Here is a 17286-nt window from a genome sequence, read left to right as displayed (position 1 = left end):
GCAATTCAGAGTGTGCCAAGCGAGTCCTCCCCGAGATGGTCGGTCAGTTCCGGGCTGCCCATGACGTGAGCGTGCACGTGGAAGACGGTCTGGCCGGCGGCCGCTCCGGTGTTGAAGACGAGACGGAACTGCCCGTTGGTGCGCTCCGCGGCGATCTGCTCGGCCACGGCCACGAGTTCAGCGAGCAGGGCCGAGTTTCCGGCGGCGAGCTCGACCACGTTCTGGTACTGCGGGTCTTTGGTGGTGACGACGACGTGCACCGGTGCTTTCGGGGCGATGTCGAGGAACGCGATGATGTGCTCGGTCTCGGCGACAATCGTCGCCGGAATCTCACGCGCGATGATGCGGCTGAAAATGGACGGCGGGGAACCGGAAGAAGACATGCCTCTATCTTAAGCGGCGCTACCAGCGGCCGAGCGTCGCGTTGAGGATGGCGAGAGCGGCTGGTCCGGCGGTCGACGTGCGCAGCACGGTGTCGCCAAGGCGCACCTGGGTGGCGCCGGCCTGCTCCAGCAGGAGTAGTTCGGCCGGGGAAATTCCGCCCTCGGGGCCGACGACGAGCAGAATGTCGCGGTCGTCGGTGGGCGGGGCGACCTCGGTGAGGCGACCGGTCGCGGTCGGGTCGAGAAGCAGCATCCGTGTCGTGACGGCCAGCAGGGCCAGCTGTTTGGTGCTGGCGAGCGGCGCGACGCCCGGCAGCCAGGCGCGAATCGACTGTTTGCTGGCCTCGCGCACGATCGTGCTCCAACGGTCGTGGCCCTTGGCGACTTTGGCGCCCTCCCACTTGGTGATGGAGCGCGCGGCGGCCCAGGGAATGACGCCGTCGACGCCGAGTTCGGTGGCGGCCTGAATGGCCAGTTCGTCACGGTCGCCCTTGGCCAGGGCCTGCACCAAGCGGATGCGCGGCGTCGCCGCCGCCGTCTCGCTCGCCTCGTCGACGCGCAGGGTCAACACCGCGGCGTCCGCCGTCAGCACCGTTCCCTCGAGCAGCAACCCGGCCCCATTACCCAGGCGGAGCCGGTCCCCTGGACGAACCCGGCTGACCGTGACCGCGTGCCGTGCTTCGGCGCCGTCGACAGAAACGACCTGCCCCGGGCGACACTGCGCCGCCCGGAGCGTTTCCTGCAGGTAGAAATGTGCCACGTTAGCCGAGGAACCGGTCGCGCAGCTTGGCGAACAAACCCTGCTGGTACTGGCTCAGGGTGGGTGCGGGGGCTGAATACCGGGCGGCGAACTGTTCGATCAGGTCGCGTTCCTTGTGGTCGAGCTTGGTCGGCGTGAGTACGTGGATGCCGATCTTGAGGTCGCCACGACCGCTGCCGCGCAGCTTGGTGATGCCGCGGTCCTTGATAGTGAGCACCTCTGAGCTTTGCGAACCGGGGCGAATCTCCACCTCGATGTCACCGTCGAGGGCCTTCACGGTGACGCTCGTGCCGAGAATGGCACTGGTCATTGGCACGTCGAGCGAGCACATCAGGTCGTCGCCATCACGGCTGAACACCTCGTGGTGGCGCACCTTCATCTCGAGGTAGAGGTCGCCGTTCGGGCCGGCCGCCGGGCCGGCCTCACCGCTCCCGGGCATCTGCAGGCGCAGGCCGGTGTCAACGCCGGCCGGGATGTCGACCGGAACCGTGCGGCGGGCGCGCACGCGGCCCTGGCCGGAACAGGTCATGCACGGCGTGGCGATGATGGTGCCGTAGCCGCGGCAGGATCCGCACGGGCTCGACGTCATGACGTTACCGAGCAGGGAGCGCACTGCGCGCTGGATGCTCCCGGTGCCGTGGCAGATATCACAGGTGATCGGTGACGTGCCGGGCGCGCAGCACGAGCCCTTGCAGGTGTCGCAGACGATCGCGGTGTCGACCTCGAGGTCGCGGTGCGTGCCGAAGATGACCTCGTCGAGGTCGAGCTCGACCCGAATGAGGGCATCCTGGCCGCGTTCGCGGCGGGAGCGCGGGCCGCGGCTGCTGCCGCCTCCCCCACCGAAGAAGGTCTCAAAGATGTCACCAAAGTTGCCGAAGTTCTGCCCGTCGAAGCCGCCGTTCTGGCCGCCGCCCTGGTCGTACTTCTGGCGCTGTTTCGCGTCACTCAGCACGTCGTAGGCGTGCGTGATGCTCTTGAACCGTTCCGACGCCTCGGCGCCGGGGTTCACGTCGGGGTGCAGTTCGCGGGCCAGGCGACGGTACGCCTTCTTGATTTGATCGGTGGTCGCGTCGCGGTCAACGCCCAGCGCTTCGTAGTGGTCAGCCAAAGGTGGCTCTCCTTGAGTTGTGATGGTTGTTCGAAATGATGAAGAGGCCGCCGGGCGGCCCGAGCTCTAGGTCTCGCCGAGCAGGCGAGACAGGTAACGGGCGACGGCGCGCACCGCCGCCATGTTGTTGGAATAGTCCATGCGAGTCGGCCCGAGCACGCCCAGACGGGCCAGGTTGCCGTTGGCCGTATAGCCGCTGGTCAGCACGCTCGCCTCCGGCAGGCCGAAGGCCGCGTTCTCGCGGCCGATACTCACCGACACGCCGTGCTGGTCGGTCTCCATCTCGCCGAACAGGCGCAACAGCACCACCTGCTCTTCGATGGCCTCGAGCACCGGGTAGATGCTGCCCGAGAAGTCCTCTTCGGTGCGAACGAGGTTGGCCGCACCGGCCATGACGAGCTTGTCCTGCCGGTTGGAACCGACTTGGTCCGCGAGGGTGCTCGTGATGAGGTCGACGATCGGCTGCAACGCTGGTGACCCCGGCCAGACGCTGGCGGCGAGGGCAGCGGATGCCTCGGCCATGCCGAGCCCGACCACGGCAACATTGAGACGGGCACGCACCTCGCCGAGTGTCTGCTCGTCGAGCGCGCGCGGCAGATCGATCACGCGCTGTTCGACGCCACCGGAATCGGTGATCAGTACCGACAGGATGCGGGTTTCGGTCAGCGGTACGAACTCGATGTGGCGAACTTTGGCGCGCGACAGAGAGGGGTATTGCACGAGCGCAACCTGGTGGGTCAGCTGCGAGAGCAGCCGCACACTGCGCACGAGCACCTCGTCGAGGTCGGCGGAGTGGCCGAGGAACGTTTCGATGGCCTGACGCTGTGCCGGGGTGAGTGGACGCAGATCAGCGAGGTGGTCGACGAAAACGCGATACCCCTTGTCGGTGGGTATACGACCGGAGGAAGTGTGCGGTGCCGCGATGAGCTCCTCTTCTTCGAGCAGGGCCATATCGTTGCGAATGGTGGCGGCGGAGACGCCGAAGGAGTGCCGGTCCACGATGGATTTGGAGCCGACGGGTTCACGGGAGGCAACGTAGTCCTGCACGATCACGCGCAGAACATCGAGGCCACGGTCGGAAACCATTGCACCCGCCTTCCTGATTCTTGAGGTAGAGCTTCGGCCCAACGGATGCCGCTCGCCTCGCGCGCCCTGGGCACCATGGAACGCAGGTTTGCCGGCACGCCGTTGGCACTCGCATCCACTGACTGCCAATCCTATCGCGACCGGCCGGGTTCCGGCTGAGTACACCCATTGCCAGTACCCCGAAATGAGCGTTTAATTACCGCTATACGCTCCCACCTCTTTGAGCGAAAGGCACGATCATGAGCGATCCACAGGCACAACCTCCCGGTGATTCCAACTACCGTGAGCCCAACGTCGGCCAGCCGCAATATGGCCAACCGCCGAACAGCCAGCCCGGTGCAAGTCCCTATTCCACGCCGGTCGTGGCGGCCCCGCTCTCGGAGGCCGACGATCGCCAGTGGGCTTCGCTGGCACACCTCGGCGGCATCCTGAGTTTTCTTCCGTCCCTGATCATTTGGCTGGTCTTCAAAGACCGAGGGCGCTTCACCAACACCGAGGCGAAGGAGGCGCTGAACTTTCAGATCACCCTGCTGATCGCCTATGTCGCGATCACCGTGGTGTCGACGTTCCTCGCCCTGGTCACGTTCGGCATTGGCGGGCTGCTCGCGGGCCTGGGCTGGATCGTCTGGCTGGCCGGGGTCATCTTCTCGATCATGGGATTTGTACAGGCCAAGGACGGAAAGAACTACCGGTACCCGTTCGCGGTGCGCCTGATCAAGTAGCGCCTCCTGGCTCCGACCGACGGCGGGGCGATTAGTCTGGAGGTCACTGGCACCGCCGTGCCAGTGACCGGCCGTACAGCGAGAGGCCCTCATGTCTGAGCAGAATCCGTACCAGTCCACCCCCGCCACCCCGATGAGCCCCGCGGACGAGAAGTTGTGGGCGACGCTGATCCACGTCGGTGGGATTATCTTCAGCGCGGCAGCCCTGGGTTTCGTACCGGCCCTCATCGGCTACCTCATGCTGCGCGATCGCGGACCGTTCATCCGCGCGCACACCGCGACCGCCCTGAACTTTCAGATCTCCCTCTTGATTTACGTGGCGGTACTCGTTCCGATCACGATTGTCACGATCGGCATCGGCGGCATTCTCTACATACCGCTCGCGATCGTGGCCGTCGTGTTCATGATTCTGGCGGCGCTGGCCGCGAACCGTGGACAGGGTTACACCTACCCACTCACGATCAAGTTCGTCAGCTAAGCCCCGCTTTAGTGGCTCAGCTCTAGTCGCTCAGCCGCCGCACCACGGCGTCGGCCAGCAGCCGTCCGCGCAGGGTCAGTTCGATGGTCCCGGCGAGGGCCGCTTTCGCGTTGATGAGTTCGTCGGCGATAAGGCTGGCCACCTCGATCCGGCCCGCAGCAGACAGCGACGCCACCGAAATTCCGGTGCGGATGCGGCTCTGCAACAGGATGCGTTCGAGCTCGCGGGTGGGCGCGTCGAGCGTCTCGCGGCCGGCGGCCGGGGACATGCCGCCGAGCATCCGTTCGGAATAGGCGGCCGGATGCTTCACGTTCCACCAGCGCACCCCGCCGACGTGGCTGTGTGCGCCGGGGCCGACGCCCCACCAGTCCTGGCCGGTCCAGTAGGCGAGGTTGTGGCGGGAGCGGTGCGCGTCGCTCGTGGCCCAGTTGCTGACCTCGTACCAGTCGTACCCGGCGGCGGCGAGAAGCTCGTCGGCCAGTTCGTAGAAGTCGGCCTGCTGGTCGTCGTCGGTCGGCGCGATCTCGCCGCGGCGAATCTGCCGAGCCAGCTTGGTGCCGTCTTCGACGATGAGCGAATACGCGCTCAGGTGGTCTGGGTGCAGGCTGAGCGCCTGCTCGAGGCTGGCGCGCCAGTCGGCCAGCGACTCCCCCGGCGTGCCGTAGATGAGGTCAAGGCTCACATCGAGCCCGGCGGCCCGGGCCCACTCGACCACGAGCGGAACCCTCTCGGGATCGTGGGTGCGCTCGAGCGTCGCGAGCACGTGCGGCACAGCCGACTGCATGCCGAAGGACACCCTGGTGAATCCGGCATCGGCGAGGGCACCGAGGTAGGCGGCGTCGACCGAGTCGGGGTTGGCCTCGGTGGTGACTTCGGCCCCGGCGGCCAGGCCCCACTGGTCGCGCACTGCACTGAGCATCTTCGCGAGGTCGGTCACCGGCAGCAGCGTTGGCGTACCTCCGCCGAAGAACACGGTGGCGACGGAGCGTTTGGGAACGCCCGATGCGGTCAGGATGCGCCCGGCCGCTTCGACCTCGAGCACGGCCTGGCTGGCGTAGTCGCTCTGCTTGACGCCGCGCAGTTCGGTCGCGGTGTAGGTGTTGAAGTCGCAGTAGCCGCAGCGCACCCGGCAGAACGGCACGTGCAAGTACACGCCGAAATCGCGCACGAAGGCGTCAACGGCCGCCGACGCGGGAAGGAGGCCATCGTCGGGTGCGGGATCGCCGACGGGGTGGGGTCCGGCCATGGGTGGTGCTCCAGTACGTTCTATTTGATGGCGCCAACGGGGTGCAACGCCCGCAGGTAGAGCCGGGTGAATTTGGCCTGCTGAAAACGCAGCACCGGCCAGGCCAGCCGGTAATACCAGGTGCTGGCCCGCGAGAACGAGCGAATGGTCAACCAGACCGAGTCGTCCTCCCGGAGCTCGACGATGAAGGATTCCTCGCCGCTTTCCGGGTGACCGGCCATGGTGCCGTAGGCGAACCCGATGCGGGCCGCCTCGTCGATCACGTAGACAACGCGGACCCGCGCGGTGACGCGGAACAGCCACACCTTCATTTTCAGCGTCGCCGTCATGCCGTTGGCGATGTACGGGGTGCCGTCATCGGCAAAGGTCGCTTCGTTGACCGGATGCTGCTGGCCGACCGCCGGGGCGCCGTCGGGCCCAAAGGTCACCGGCGTGTACTGCACGCCGGTGCCGTTTTCGAGGTCGGTCACCTCCATGCCGCTGCCCCGCTGGATTCCCCAGGTCATCAGCAACTTGGTCGCGGCCTCGAACCGATCCTGGGAGCTGCCGAGCTTCACGCTCTGCTCCATCGGGCGGTAGCCGCGCGGCGGATAGCTCATCAGGTCGGGCGCGAGCGTGCCGCCGATGGCAGCGTAGCTGACGGCGGCGTCGGTGAAGGTGGTTCTGCGCATCCGCTCTACTTCTTATCTTTGGTCTCGATATCGCCGCTCAGAGCGGCGATGAAGGCTTCCTGGGGAACTTCGACCCGGCCGACCATTTTCATGCGCTTCTTGCCCTCTTTCTGCTTCTCCAGCAGCTTGCGCTTGCGCGAGATATCACCGCCGTAGCACTTGGCGAGCACGTCCTTGCGCATCGCCGAGATGCTTTCACGGGCGATGATGTGGGCACCGATCGCGGCCTGGATGGGCACCTCGAACTGCTGGCGCGGAATAAGCTTGCGCAGGCGACCGGTCATGAGCGCCCCGTAGGCGTAGGCCTTGTCGCGGTGCACGATAGCACTGAAGGCGTCGACCTGCTCGCCCTGCAACAGAATATCGACCTTCACCAGGTCGGCTTCCTGCTCGCCGGAGGGCTCATAGTCGAGCGAGGCGTAGCCGGCGGTGCGGCCCTTGAGCATGTCGAAGAAGTCGAACACGATCTCACCGAGCGGCATCGAGTAGCGAATCTCGACCCGGTCTTCGCCGAGGTATTCCATGCCGAGCAGGGTGCCGCGGCGACTCTGACACAGTTCCATGATGACGCCGACGTAGTCTTTCGGCGCGAGAATGGCCGCCTTCACCATGGGTTCGAGCACCTTAGCGATCTTACCGGTGGGGTATTCGCTCGGGTTGGTCACCGTGATGGTGCGCTTGTCGTCGGTGGTGACCTCGTAGGGCACGCTCGGCGCGGTCGTGATGAGGTCGATGTTGAATTCGCGTTCGAGACGCTCGGTGATGATTTCCAGGTGCAGCAGTCCGAGAAACCCGCAGCGAAAACCGAAACCGAGCGCAACGGATGTCTCCGGCTCGTACCCGAGACTGGCGTCAGACAGCTTGAGCTTGTCGAGGGCCTCGCGCAACGCCGGGTAGTCACTGCCGTCGATCGGGTACAGGCCGGAGAACACCATGGGCTGGGGTTCGTCGTAGCCGGGCAGGGCGTCGGTGGCGGGGCGCACGGCGGTCGTGATGGTGTCGCCGACCTTGGACTGGCGCACGTCTTTCACGCCGGTGATCAGGTAGCCGACCTCGCCGACGCGCAGGCCCTTGCTCTCCACCGGTTCCGGCGAGATTACGCCGATCTCGAGGATCTCGTGGGTCGCCTTGGTCGACATCATCTGAATTTTTTCGTGGGCCTTCAGGTGCCCGTCGATCATGCGCACGTAGGTGACGACGCCGCGGTAGCTGTCGTAGACCGAGTCGAAGATCATGGCGCGGGCGGCGGCATCCGGGTTGCCTTTCGGCGCCGGAATCATGGTGGTGGCGAGGTCGAGCAGTTCCTCGACGCCGGCGCCGGTCTTACCGGAGACGCGCAGCACGTCTTCCGGGCGCCCGCCGATGAGGCTCGCGAGTTCGCGGGCGTACTTTTCGGGGTCGGCGGCCGGCAGGTCGATCTTGTTGAGCACGGGAATGATCGTGAGGTCGTTCTCGAGGGCGAGGTAAAGGTTGGCGAGGGTTTGGGCTTCGATGCCCTGGGCCGCGTCAACCAGCAGAATGGCGCCCTCGCAGGCGGCGAGACTGCGGGAGACCTCGTAGGTGAAGTCGACGTGACCGGGGGTGTCGATCATGTTCAGCGCGTAGGTGACGCCGTCCAGCTCCCACGGCATGCGCACGGCCTGGCTCTTGATGGTGATGCCGCGTTCACGCTCGATATCCATGCGGTCCAGGTACTGGGCCCGCATGGAACGCTCGTCGACGACGCCGGTGATCTGCAGCATGCGGTCGGCGAGCGTCGACTTGCCATGGTCGATGTGGGCGATGATGCAGAAGTTGCGGATGAACTCGGGGGCCGTGGCGGCCGGTTCCAGCGCGTGAAGGGCTCTCGGTGACATAGTTCGTCCATTGTCCCATGCTCGGAGCGGTTGTACCGTCTCTGCGCTCGGTCACCGATCGGAGATCTACCGGAACGACTGACACCGGCCCGTTCGTCCACCCGGCCGTCACCGACCGCAAGCTGATGCTCGCCGGGGCGCGGGCCACCTGCTCGGCCCGCGCCCCGGCATCCGTTCTGCTGGTCAGGCCTGGGCCGTGTCGCTGCCCGGGGTCTGCCATTGTCCATCCCGGAAGATGACCGCCGACGGGCGACTCTCGACGGCGCCGTAGAGGGCCGCCGGACACTGCCGCGCCCAGCCGATGGCGGCATCGAGTGACTTCGCGTAGGCGTCAAAGGCCTTGCGACCCCATTCCATGGCCGCTTCGTCAACCTGGGCGTCGCCGGCTTCCTGGCTCAGGACGAGCAATGAGCACTGCAGGGTGGTTTCCCTTCTGATCATTTGATAGTGACACCGACATGACGATCGAGACAGGCCGGAATCGACACTCCTGCTCAAGAAAAATTAGGCGCGATTGGCTCGCTCGACGACCTGGCCGAAGCCGTCGCTGTAGCGGTAGACCGGGGTGCCGTCGATGAGCACGAGTTCGGCGCGCGAACCGAGGTCGAGCGGGTCGCCCGACCAGATCACGACGTCGGCGTCGAGGCCGACGCTGAGGGAGCCGACCCGGCTGTCGAGCCCGAGGATGACGGCCGGGTTGACGGTGAGAGCCTCGAGCGCGGTCTGCACCGGCAGTCCCTCCTTCACAGCGAGGGACGCCTGGTGCACGAGAAAGTTCACCGGAACGACGGGGTGGTCGGTCGTGATGGCGACGAGCACGCCGGCGGCGGCGAGCACGGCGAGGTTGCCGATCGCCCTGTCGCGGAGTTCCACCTTGGTACGCGCGGTGAGCATGGGTCCGAAGATGACCGGAATCTTCTTCTCGGCCAGCACGTCGGCGATCTTGTGGCCCTCGGTGCCGTGATTGATCACGAGGCGGTAGCCGAATTCTTCGGCCAAACGGATGGCCGTGGCAATGTCGTCGTGGCGGTGCACGTGCTGGTCCCAGGCCAGTTCGCCGGAGAGCACCCGGGCGAGGGCCTCCTTGCCGAGGTCGCGGGTGAAGGTGTCGCCCTTCTCGGTGGCGGCATCGCGCGCCGTCACATAGTTCTGGGCGTCGACGAAGGCCTGCCGAATGATCAGGGTCACGCCGAGGCGAGTGCTCGGGGTCTGCTTCTTGTCGCCGTAGACCCGCTTCGGGTTCTCGCCGAGGGCGCTCTTGATGCTCACCGAGTCGCTGATCACCTGCTCGTCAATGGTGCGACCGCCCCAGCTCTTGATCGCGACCGACTGGCCGCCGATCGGGTTGCCGGAGCCGGGCTTGACGACGACCGTGGTGACTCCGCCGGAGAGTGCGTCACGAAAACCTTCGTCGTCAATGTTGATGGCGTCGATGGCGCGAACCGCGGCCATATTCGGGCCGGTCATCTCGTTGGTGTCATCGCCGGCCCATCCATTTGCCTCTTCGTGGATACCAACGTGCCCATGCGCTTCGATGAAGCCGGGAAGCACCCATTTGCCGGTCGCGTCGATGATTCGCGCGGCGGGCGGCACGGTCAGGTCGGCGCCGATCGCGGTGATCTTGCCGTTCTCGATCAGCACCGTGCCGTTCGGGATGGGGTCGCCGACAACCGGTACGACGTGGGCGTTGATGATGGCGGTCAGGGTGGACGCGGGAGCAATAGTCATGGTTCTACCCTAAACATGGTGCTTGGAAGCCCGGCGGCCCGATCGAGGATCGCCAGGAGTCCTGCGTCCCGGCGGTGCCCAGCCGACTGTCGCCGCGGCTGACTAGGCTCACGCCATGGAGATTCCCGAGGCCCGCGTGCCGGTTCTGCTCGTGCACGGCATTCGCGCGTCGGCCACGATGTGGCGTTTTCAGGAGCAGAAGCTGCGGGCAGCCGGGTATCCGGTGCTGGCGATCGATTTGCCCGGTCACGGGCAGCGCATGAATGAGCCCTTCACAGTGTCGGCCGCGCTCGCCGCCATCGACGCCGGGGTGGAGACGCTCGGTGGCCGGGTCCTGCTCGTGGGGCTGTCGCTCGGCGGTTATTACGCCGTGGCTTACGCTTCCCGACACCCCGACCGCGTGGCCGGACTCGTCGCCGCCGGTTGCAGCGCCGTTCCGAAAGGCCCGCTGCTTGAGGGGTATCGACTGCTGGCCCGTTCAATTCATCGCCTGCCCGATCGAGGGCTGTGGCTGCACGAAACCATGGCGCGCCGGCTTCTGCCCGCGGCGGGCGCGCGCGATGTACTCGCCGGCGGGGCGGCGCTCGACGTAATGGATGCCGGGCTGCGCGCGACCTCGACGCTGACTCCTCTGGCGAGCCTGGCGGCGTATCCGGGCCCGATCTGGCTGGTCAACGGTGCCCTCGATCATTTTCGGCTGAACGAACGGCGCTTTCTCGCGGCCTGCCGAAACGGGGAGGTCGTTGTGGTGCCGGGGGCGACGCACCTGTCGAGCCTGGCCCAGCCCGAGCGGTTCACCGCGATCCTGCTGCGGATCGCCGAGCAAGTGTGGCGGGCGGACTGAGGCTGCAGCATCCGCTTGGCCGCGCCCGATCTCGGCCCGAATGACCTCGTTGCGCTCCGCAACCGCGTGACCGCGCCCGATATGGGTGCGGGCTATGGTAACCGGCGTTGCGGCTACCCGTATCGGGCGCGGTCATGGCTCAGTGCGCCGGTGGAGCAGCGCGCCGCCGAGTTCATGCGGATGCTCCTCGACCCACGAGTGCGCGCTATCGTTCCGCCCTGGGGTGGCGAGACGGCGATCGATCTCATCGCGCACCTGGATTTCGATGCCATCGCCGCCGCTGATCCAACCTGGATCGTCGGCTATTCGGACATCTCCACGCTGCTCATGTCCCGCTTGTGCGGAGAAACGGATATCGCCACCCTCGTCTACATCGAGGCCGCCGGTGACGAGGCGACCGCCATCTGCCGATACCTGCACGGGATGCGACTGGCCGGCTTCTTCGACGGAGCGGCCGCCGTGCTCGTGGGCCGGACCGGAGCGAAGGACTCCCCCACGCTGACGCAGTTGGAGGCCGGGCTGGACGCCCTGGGTACGCTCGGTCTTCCCATCATCGGAAACGTCGAATGCGGGCACGTCCCGCCGCAATTGCCCATCGTCAACGGAGCACTTGGCCGGCTAGTCTTCACGGAGACTGAGCAGTATCTGCAGCAGTCCCTGCGGTAGCGCGGCATCGGCATGGGTGCGCCCGATACGGGCAGTCGCTACGGTAAGCCGGCGTAGCGCGCACCCATATCGGGGGCGGTCATCCGCTCACGAGGTATTCGCTCGCGCGGGCACAGCCGGTTTGGGGGTCGGGACGATTGCTGGTAGCGTTAGTGGTTGGCTTGCGTGTTGGGTCCCACCCCGCACGATTTTCGCCGTTCGAGCGCCCTCTACCGCTTTCGCGGCTGTCCATACAAAATCTAACGAAAGCGTAAAAAACGTGGCAAATATCAAGTCGCAGATCAAGCGAATTGGCACCAACAAGAAGGCCCAGGAGCGCAACAAGGCCGTTAAGAGCGAGTTCAAGTCCGCGATTCGCGCGACTCGCACCGCGATTGCCGCTGGCGACAAGGATAAGGCCGTCGTCGGTCTCGCCTTTGCTTCCAAGAAGCTCGACAAGGCCGTCAGCAAGGGTGTTATCCACCAGAACCAGGCTGCGAACAAGAAGTCGGCCATCGCGAAGGCCGTTTCCGCACTCGTCTGATCCGTTCTGGCTCCACCCGCGCGTCGGTAACCGTGTCGGCTCGCACAGAGCGGATGCCGCTCCTCGTCGCACAGCAAACCCCCGCCATCACGGCGGGGGTTTTCTGCATTCAGTCGAGCCCGGCCGGTTCAACCCGCACCCGAACGGACCCCACCGGTGACCGCTGTGCGCTCGTGCGACACACCCCGAATGATCCTGCTGGCGGCGAGCGGGATGGTGCGCGCGACCCCACTAGACTGGCCGGTGAAGAGCACCCCACCGGCCAGTTTGATCCCCGATAGCAGCGGCCCCCATCGACGCGCACACGCTCGGTTTCTGGCCGCGCTGCTTTGCGCCGCCGCCCTCGCCGTTGCCGTGTGGCTGGCACTCAACACGGGCGAAGATGTTTACGGCGCTACGCGCACCCAGCTGTTCCTCGCACTGGCCTCGATCGCGCTTCTACTTATTGGAATCACGTTCTACCTTGCGGCATCGATGGCCACTGCCCGCTCGATCAGCTCGGATTTGGAAGTCGACCGGGCGGCGCGAACGATTCGACGCATTCGCTCGCTGTCGGGGTTCGGTGCCGTGTTCGCTATCGCTGCCGTGATGGCGATTGCCGGACTCGGGGCGCTGCGCATTCTGGCACCCCCGGCCGAACGACCAGTCTCGGTGCAGTTCTCCGAGGTCACCGGCCGGGTGCAGCTGGAGTACTGCCCGAGCCTGCCGTCCTCGTTCGAGGCCCTGGCCAAGCCGACCGATCTGGCCAGTTCGTCAACCCTGCTGCCGGTGTGGGTTGCCAGCCGGGTCTGTGGCAACCCGAGCTTTCAGCACGGAGTCTGGCTCTACCTGAACCGTTCCACCATCACGGTCGCGGACGCCGGCGACCGCTGACGGGAAAGAGCCGCATTACTCCTCGCCGCGACGGGCGATGACGCCGATCAGGCGTTCGAGGGCGAAGACCGGGTCGCGCCCGGCACCCTTCACCGCGGCATCCGTTTCGGCCAGCATGAGGATGCAGCGCGCGAGACCCTCATCGCTCCAGCCGCGCAGGTCTTTTTGCGCGCGTTCCACCTGCCACGGAGCGAGGCCGAACTGAGCGCCGAGCTGCGCTGACCCGCCCCTGGCGCCGAATACCTTGGCCATGGTGCGGATCTTCATGGCGAACGCCGCGACGATCGGTACCGGATCCGCCCCGGAACTGAGGGCGTGCCGCAGGGTAACCAGCGCCTCGCCGTTGCGACCGGCAATGGCCCAGTCGGCGACCTTGAAGGCGTTCGTTTCTACCCGACCGCCGTAGTACCGGTCGACCGTGGTCTCGGTGACCTCGCTGGTCGCATCCGAAATGAGCTGCTGGCAGGCGGCCGAGAGTTCGGCCAGGTCGTCGGAGAAGGCCGCGACGAGCTGACGCAGGGCGCTGGCCGTGACGCGCTTGCCCGCCGCCTTGAACTCGTTGGTCGCGAATTCGTACTTCTCGGTGTCTTTCTTCAGCTCGGTGCAGACGATTTCGATGGCACCGCCGAGTCCGCTGCGAATGGTATCGAGCAGCTTCTTGCCGCGCACTCCCCCACCGTGCCGCAGCACGACATAGGTGTCGTCGGCCGGGTTCTCGAGGTAGTCGAGCGCTTCAGCCATAAAAGTGTCGCTGCACTTCTCGACGTTGCTGACCCGAATCAGGCGGGGCTCACCGAACAGCGACGGGCTCGCCAGGGTGAGCAGCTCACCGGGCGCATAGCTGTCGGCCTGCACATCGCTGATTTCCAGGCTGGGGTCTTCCAGCTTGAGAAAGTCGCGCAGTTGGCGGATGGATCGCTCGGCGAGGAACGTTTCGGTGCCGGAGACGAGCACGATCGGTGCCGGACGCACCTGATGCCAGCCCAACTGGGGAATGACGGTGCCCTTACTGGTGCGGGCCGGGGCAGCCTTTCCGGACCGGGAACCGGTCGTGGCGGGTCGTGCGGCCAAAGCGATCTCCTTGGGTTTCGTGCGGCTGTCGATCAAGCCTATCCCGCACCACCGACGCTCTCGGCAGCCGGCGTGGGGTTCGCCGGCGGACCACGGTCGGCGACCTTCTCGGTCCAGAGCACGAGCGTGCCGCCCGGCCCCGGAGCGACCACCGCTATCCCCTCCCGATCGGTGCGCACCGACAGCGTGCCCACTGAAGCGAGAATATTCAGCAGTTTCTCGGTCGGATGCCCATAGGTGTTCTTCACCCCCACCGAGATCAGCCCCACCCGCGCCCGCAGCTCCGCATACAGTTCGGGGCTTTGATCGGCCGAGCCGTGATGCGCGACCTTCACCACATCGACCCGGCCGGGCGATGATGCGCGACGCAGGCCATCCTGCGCCTCCTGCCCGAGATCGCCGAGAAAGATAGAACGGATGCCCCGCCCGTCGAACATGATCGTGACACTTCCCGGGTTGCCCACCTGCATCGTCGTCGCTCCCCGAATAGGCCAGAGAATGTTCCAGGTGAGGCCGCCCAGGGTACCGGAATCGCCGCGCGCGGCCTGCCGAACGGCGGCACCGCCCGCGGCGAGCCGCTCGTGCAGGCTTACGTCCTGGGCGTTCTCCGGCATGCCGACCAGCGCGGTGTCCACCCGTCCGATCACGGCGTCGACTCCGCCGATGTGATCGAGGTCGTAGTGAGTGAGCACGAGCAGGTTGATGCGACTGACGCCGAGGGTGCCGAGGCAGGCGGAAAGTAGTTTAGGGTCCGGCCCGACGTCGACGAGTCCGTACTGATCGCCGTCCCGCACGACGACGGCGTCACCCTGGCCGATGTCGCAGGCGGCGATCTGCCAGTCGGGCGGGAAGGAGACGACACGGCCGATGCCGGTTCCGATGAGCGACCCGGCGTAACCGCCCAGGCCGATGAGTAGCACGACCAGTACCGCGGCCGGCCAGCGGGCCGGAGTGGCGGCCCGGCCACGCAGCACGACCACGAGGGTGAGCACCGTGACGACCACGAGCAACAGCACGCCGGGTGCACCGCCGGGCCAGGGCAGCCGGGTGCCGGGCAGCATCGACACCGTCTGAGCGACCGCGGCGATCCAGGCCGACGGCAGCCAGGCCACGGCGAGCAGGCCCGCGGCCACGCCCGGCAGGAGCGGCAACATCATGCAGGCGATCAGCCCGACCACCGTCGCAATCGGCGCGGCCGGACCGGCGAGAATGTTCGCAGGAACTCCGTACAGCGGCAGGCTCGGGTTCAGCAGAATCAGCACGGGCTGGCAGGCCAGTTGGGCGGCCAGGGGAATCGCGATGATCGCGGCGAGTGCAGACGGCATCCACTGGGCCAGAACGCGTGCGAGGGGACCGGCGAGAAGTAACAGCCCGGCCGTTGCGAGTACCGAGAGTGCGAAACCGTAGTTGCGGGCCAGCCACGGATCGCTCACCAACAGGGCGATGACAACGACGAGCAAGGTCGGCAGGCCGCGCCCTGGGCGACCGGCACCGATCGAGACCAGGGTGAGAGTGGCCATGACCGCCGAGCGCAGCACGCTCGGCTCCGGTGTGACCAGGATGGTGAAACCGAGCAGGGTCAGCAGCGACAATGCGATGCGCCAGGAACGACGCAGCCGGAGGTAGCCACCGAGCAGCATGATGGAGGCGATGACGATGGCACAATTGGCTCCGGATACCGCGGTGAGGTGGCTGAGTGAGCTGGTTTTCATCGCGGTATCCAGGCCGGGGCTGACCGCGCTCGTGTCACCGATAGCCAGGCCGGGCAGCAGGTCTCCCCCGTCGCCGGCGACGCTCGTCGCCGCTGTCTTGAACCGGGCCCGCAACTCGTTGGCCCACTGCAACCACCACGGCGGCAGGGCGACACCGCGCGCCGTTTCGTTCACAAACAGCAGGGCGACCGTGGCGTCGCCCGGTTCGGTCGTGCGCAGCGTGCCGCGCACCACGAGGCTCGAACCGATCTCTGGTTCAGCCCCGCTCCGGGACGCTTCGGCAAAGACCACGACCGGGCTCGAGACGGGCGTGGTCTCGCCCCGGCTCTCAAGCTGCGTGAGCGTGGCCTTAAAGCGTACCCGCCCCGAAGTTCCGCTGCCGATGAACGCCTTGGCTGCCACCGGAACCGACCACACGGTGATGGTGGCCGTGATCGCCGCGTGCGATTCGGCAGCGCCCCGCACCTCGGATGGCAGTCGCACCGGTGCCCAGACACCGACGGCGGTGGCCACGAGCGCCGCGCCGGTACAGCAGAGCACCAGGGTGCCACCCAGGGTCTGCCACCGCCCGGCCCGCGGCGCCCCCGGCCACTGGCCGCGCCGCGGCATCCGACTGAGGACGAGTAGGGCGGTGCAGCCGCCAGCGAGCAGCCAGAGCGTCACAGCAACGACCCCGACCGACTCGGGAGTTCCAATCAGGAGGCCGGCCGTCAGCCATACGGCGAGGGCCGGAACCGCCAGCCGCAGGTCGAGGTTCATACCGTGATGAGGTCTTTGAGAGCCTCGAAGGTTTTGTCGCCAATCCCGGTGACGTCGCGGAGCCCGTCGACGCTGGCGAACCGGCCGTTCTTGGTGCGGTAGTCGATGATGCGCTGCGCCATAGTGGGGCCGATGCGGGGCAGGGAATCCAAGTCGGCCACCGTGGCCGTGTTGAGGTTCACCTTGGCCGCTGGGGCACCACCCCCGCCGCCGCCGCCGGTCCCGCCTGCCGCCGGGAGCGCCGGGAGCGCCGGCGGCACCTCGCCCTGCCGGGGAACGTAGAACTGCTCGCCGTCACCGACGATGCGGGCCAGGTTCACTCCGGCCGGATCAGCCTCGGCGGTCAAACCGCCGGCAGCGGCAATCGCATCCATGACCCGGGCACCATCGCGCAGCTGAAACAGTCCGGGCTGGGCCACCGCTCCGAGGACGTGCACGAAAATGATGGCGCCGCCCCCGCCAGCGCCGGTGTCGGTCGGCGCTGCACTCGCACCCGCGTCGAACGGCGCAAAGGTCGAGGTCGAACCCGATGGTATCGCCGCCGATCCGATGCCGACGGTGCGCTGACCGGCCTGCTGGCCGATGGCCGACACGATGACGGCCACGACGAGGGCGAGCAGCAGCAACACAACGGCCGCACCGACGCCGACCCGAAGGCGGGGGCGCCCGCGGGCAGCGGGGGCGAGGCGCTCCAGGTCGAAGGGGGAACGGTCGGGCTGCATGATGGCAGGCTAGGCCGCGCGCAGAATCCACTTGCCGCCGGTCACCCGATCTGTGCACAGCCCGGCCAAGGGCAGCCC

General features: G+C 66.8%; 18 protein-coding genes. 6 read left to right on the top strand and 12 right to left on the bottom strand.

Features of this window, described 5'->3' with window-relative positions; genetic code table 11:
• Window positions 1–5: 5 nt before the first annotated feature.
• The 4 genes from E3T29_RS17440 to hrcA form a co-directional block, all read right to left on the bottom strand.
• Window positions 6–383 carry an HIT domain-containing protein gene (locus tag E3T29_RS17440; RefSeq protein WP_134346770.1) on the bottom strand — a complete coding sequence of 126 codons (378 nt, stop codon included), beginning with the start codon at window positions 381–383 and terminating at the stop codon, window positions 6–8.
• Window positions 384–402: 19 nt separating this feature from the next.
• The gene (locus E3T29_RS17435) at window positions 403–1143 is read right to left on the bottom strand and encodes a 16S rRNA (uracil(1498)-N(3))-methyltransferase (RefSeq protein WP_104130685.1); all 741 of its coding nucleotides are present in this window, start codon (window positions 1141–1143) and stop codon (window positions 403–405) included.
• Between the two features lies 1 nt (window position 1144).
• The gene (gene dnaJ / locus E3T29_RS17430; protein ID WP_134346769.1) at window positions 1145–2251 is read right to left on the bottom strand and encodes a molecular chaperone DnaJ; all 1107 of its coding nucleotides are present in this window, start codon (window positions 2249–2251) and stop codon (window positions 1145–1147) included.
• A 66-nt stretch (window positions 2252–2317) separates the two neighbouring features.
• Window positions 2318–3337, bottom strand: a complete 1020-nt coding sequence (gene hrcA, locus E3T29_RS17425) for a heat-inducible transcriptional repressor HrcA (protein WP_092339805.1) — start codon at window positions 3335–3337, stop codon at window positions 2318–2320.
• A gap of 239 nt (window positions 3338–3576) precedes the next feature.
• On the opposite strand from hrcA, the gene E3T29_RS17420 reads away from it, so the two are divergent.
• Window positions 3577–4059 carry a DUF4870 domain-containing protein gene (locus E3T29_RS17420; protein ID WP_134346768.1) on the top strand — a complete coding sequence of 161 codons (483 nt, stop codon included), beginning with the start codon at window positions 3577–3579 and terminating at the stop codon, window positions 4057–4059.
• A gap of 91 nt (window positions 4060–4150) precedes the next feature.
• A complete protein-coding gene (locus E3T29_RS17415) occupies window positions 4151–4537 on the top strand; it encodes a DUF4870 domain-containing protein (protein ID WP_233197512.1) in 387 nt (128 codons plus the stop codon).
• A gap of 22 nt (window positions 4538–4559) precedes the next feature.
• Here E3T29_RS17415 and hemW read toward each other — a convergent pair whose 3' ends face one another.
• From hemW to E3T29_RS17390, 5 genes are all read right to left on the bottom strand, one after another.
• On the bottom strand, window positions 4560–5783 hold the full coding sequence (gene hemW / locus E3T29_RS17410; protein WP_134346767.1) for a radical SAM family heme chaperone HemW: 1224 nt from the start codon (window positions 5781–5783) through the stop codon (window positions 4560–4562).
• Between the two features lie 20 nt (window positions 5784–5803).
• Window positions 5804–6454 (bottom strand): DUF1990 family protein, encoded by a 651-nt coding sequence (locus tag E3T29_RS17405; RefSeq protein WP_134346766.1) that lies wholly within the window; start codon window positions 6452–6454, stop codon window positions 5804–5806.
• Window positions 6455–6459: 5 nt separating this feature from the next.
• The gene (gene lepA / locus E3T29_RS17400) at window positions 6460–8310 is read right to left on the bottom strand and encodes a translation elongation factor 4 (RefSeq protein ID WP_092339801.1); all 1851 of its coding nucleotides are present in this window, start codon (window positions 8308–8310) and stop codon (window positions 6460–6462) included.
• Window positions 8311–8493: 183 nt separating this feature from the next.
• A complete protein-coding gene (locus E3T29_RS17395; RefSeq protein ID WP_134346765.1) occupies window positions 8494–8751 on the bottom strand; it encodes a hypothetical protein in 258 nt (85 codons plus the stop codon).
• Between the two features lie 63 nt (window positions 8752–8814).
• Window positions 8815–10038: an amidohydrolase gene (locus E3T29_RS17390; protein WP_134346764.1), complete on the bottom strand. Its 1224-nt coding sequence runs from the start codon at window positions 10036–10038 to the stop codon at window positions 8815–8817.
• A gap of 115 nt (window positions 10039–10153) precedes the next feature.
• Here E3T29_RS17390 and E3T29_RS17385 point away from each other — a divergent pair, with 115 nt between their 5' ends.
• From E3T29_RS17385 to E3T29_RS17370, 4 genes are all read left to right on the top strand, one after another.
• Window positions 10154–10882 (top strand): alpha/beta fold hydrolase, encoded by a 729-nt coding sequence (locus E3T29_RS17385; protein WP_134346763.1) that lies wholly within the window; start codon window positions 10154–10156, stop codon window positions 10880–10882.
• 15 nt (window positions 10883–10897) lie between these two features.
• A complete protein-coding gene (locus E3T29_RS17380; RefSeq protein ID WP_241987878.1) occupies window positions 10898–11548 on the top strand; it encodes an LD-carboxypeptidase in 651 nt (216 codons plus the stop codon).
• Window positions 11549–11807: 259 nt separating this feature from the next.
• Window positions 11808–12071, top strand: coding sequence for a 30S ribosomal protein S20 (gene rpsT, locus E3T29_RS17375; protein WP_092339797.1), 264 nt, complete (start codon window positions 11808–11810; stop codon window positions 12069–12071).
• 243 nt (window positions 12072–12314) lie between these two features.
• On the top strand, window positions 12315–12944 hold the full coding sequence (locus E3T29_RS17370; protein ID WP_134346762.1) for a hypothetical protein: 630 nt from the start codon (window positions 12315–12317) through the stop codon (window positions 12942–12944).
• Between the two features lie 15 nt (window positions 12945–12959).
• Here the strand turns inward: E3T29_RS17370 and holA are convergent, their stop codons facing one another.
• Genes holA through E3T29_RS17355 form a run of 3 tightly spaced genes read right to left on the bottom strand, consistent with a single transcriptional unit; the run spans window position 12960 to window position 17208 of the window.
• Complete coding sequence (gene holA / locus E3T29_RS17365; protein ID WP_134346761.1) at window positions 12960–14015, bottom strand: DNA polymerase III subunit delta; 1056 nt, start codon at window positions 14013–14015, stop codon at window positions 12960–12962.
• Between the two features lie 38 nt (window positions 14016–14053).
• Entirely contained in the window at window positions 14054–16486 is a 2433-nt protein-coding gene (locus E3T29_RS17360; protein WP_134346760.1) for a ComEC/Rec2 family competence protein, read from the bottom strand.
• Window positions 16483–17208: a helix-hairpin-helix domain-containing protein gene (locus E3T29_RS17355; RefSeq protein WP_134346759.1), complete on the bottom strand. Its 726-nt coding sequence runs from the start codon at window positions 17206–17208 to the stop codon at window positions 16483–16485. Before E3T29_RS17355 ends, E3T29_RS17360 begins: the two co-directional genes overlap by 4 nt.
• Window positions 17209–17286: the final 78 nt, after the last annotated feature.

This window comes from Cryobacterium sp. TMT1-66-1, from assembly GCF_004403435.1.
Taxonomy (GTDB): Bacteria; Actinomycetota; Actinomycetes; order Actinomycetales; family Microbacteriaceae; genus Cryobacterium; species Cryobacterium flavum.
The sequence above is the reverse complement of the archived record's forward strand: the minus strand, read 5'-3'. Positions and strand labels throughout refer to the sequence as shown.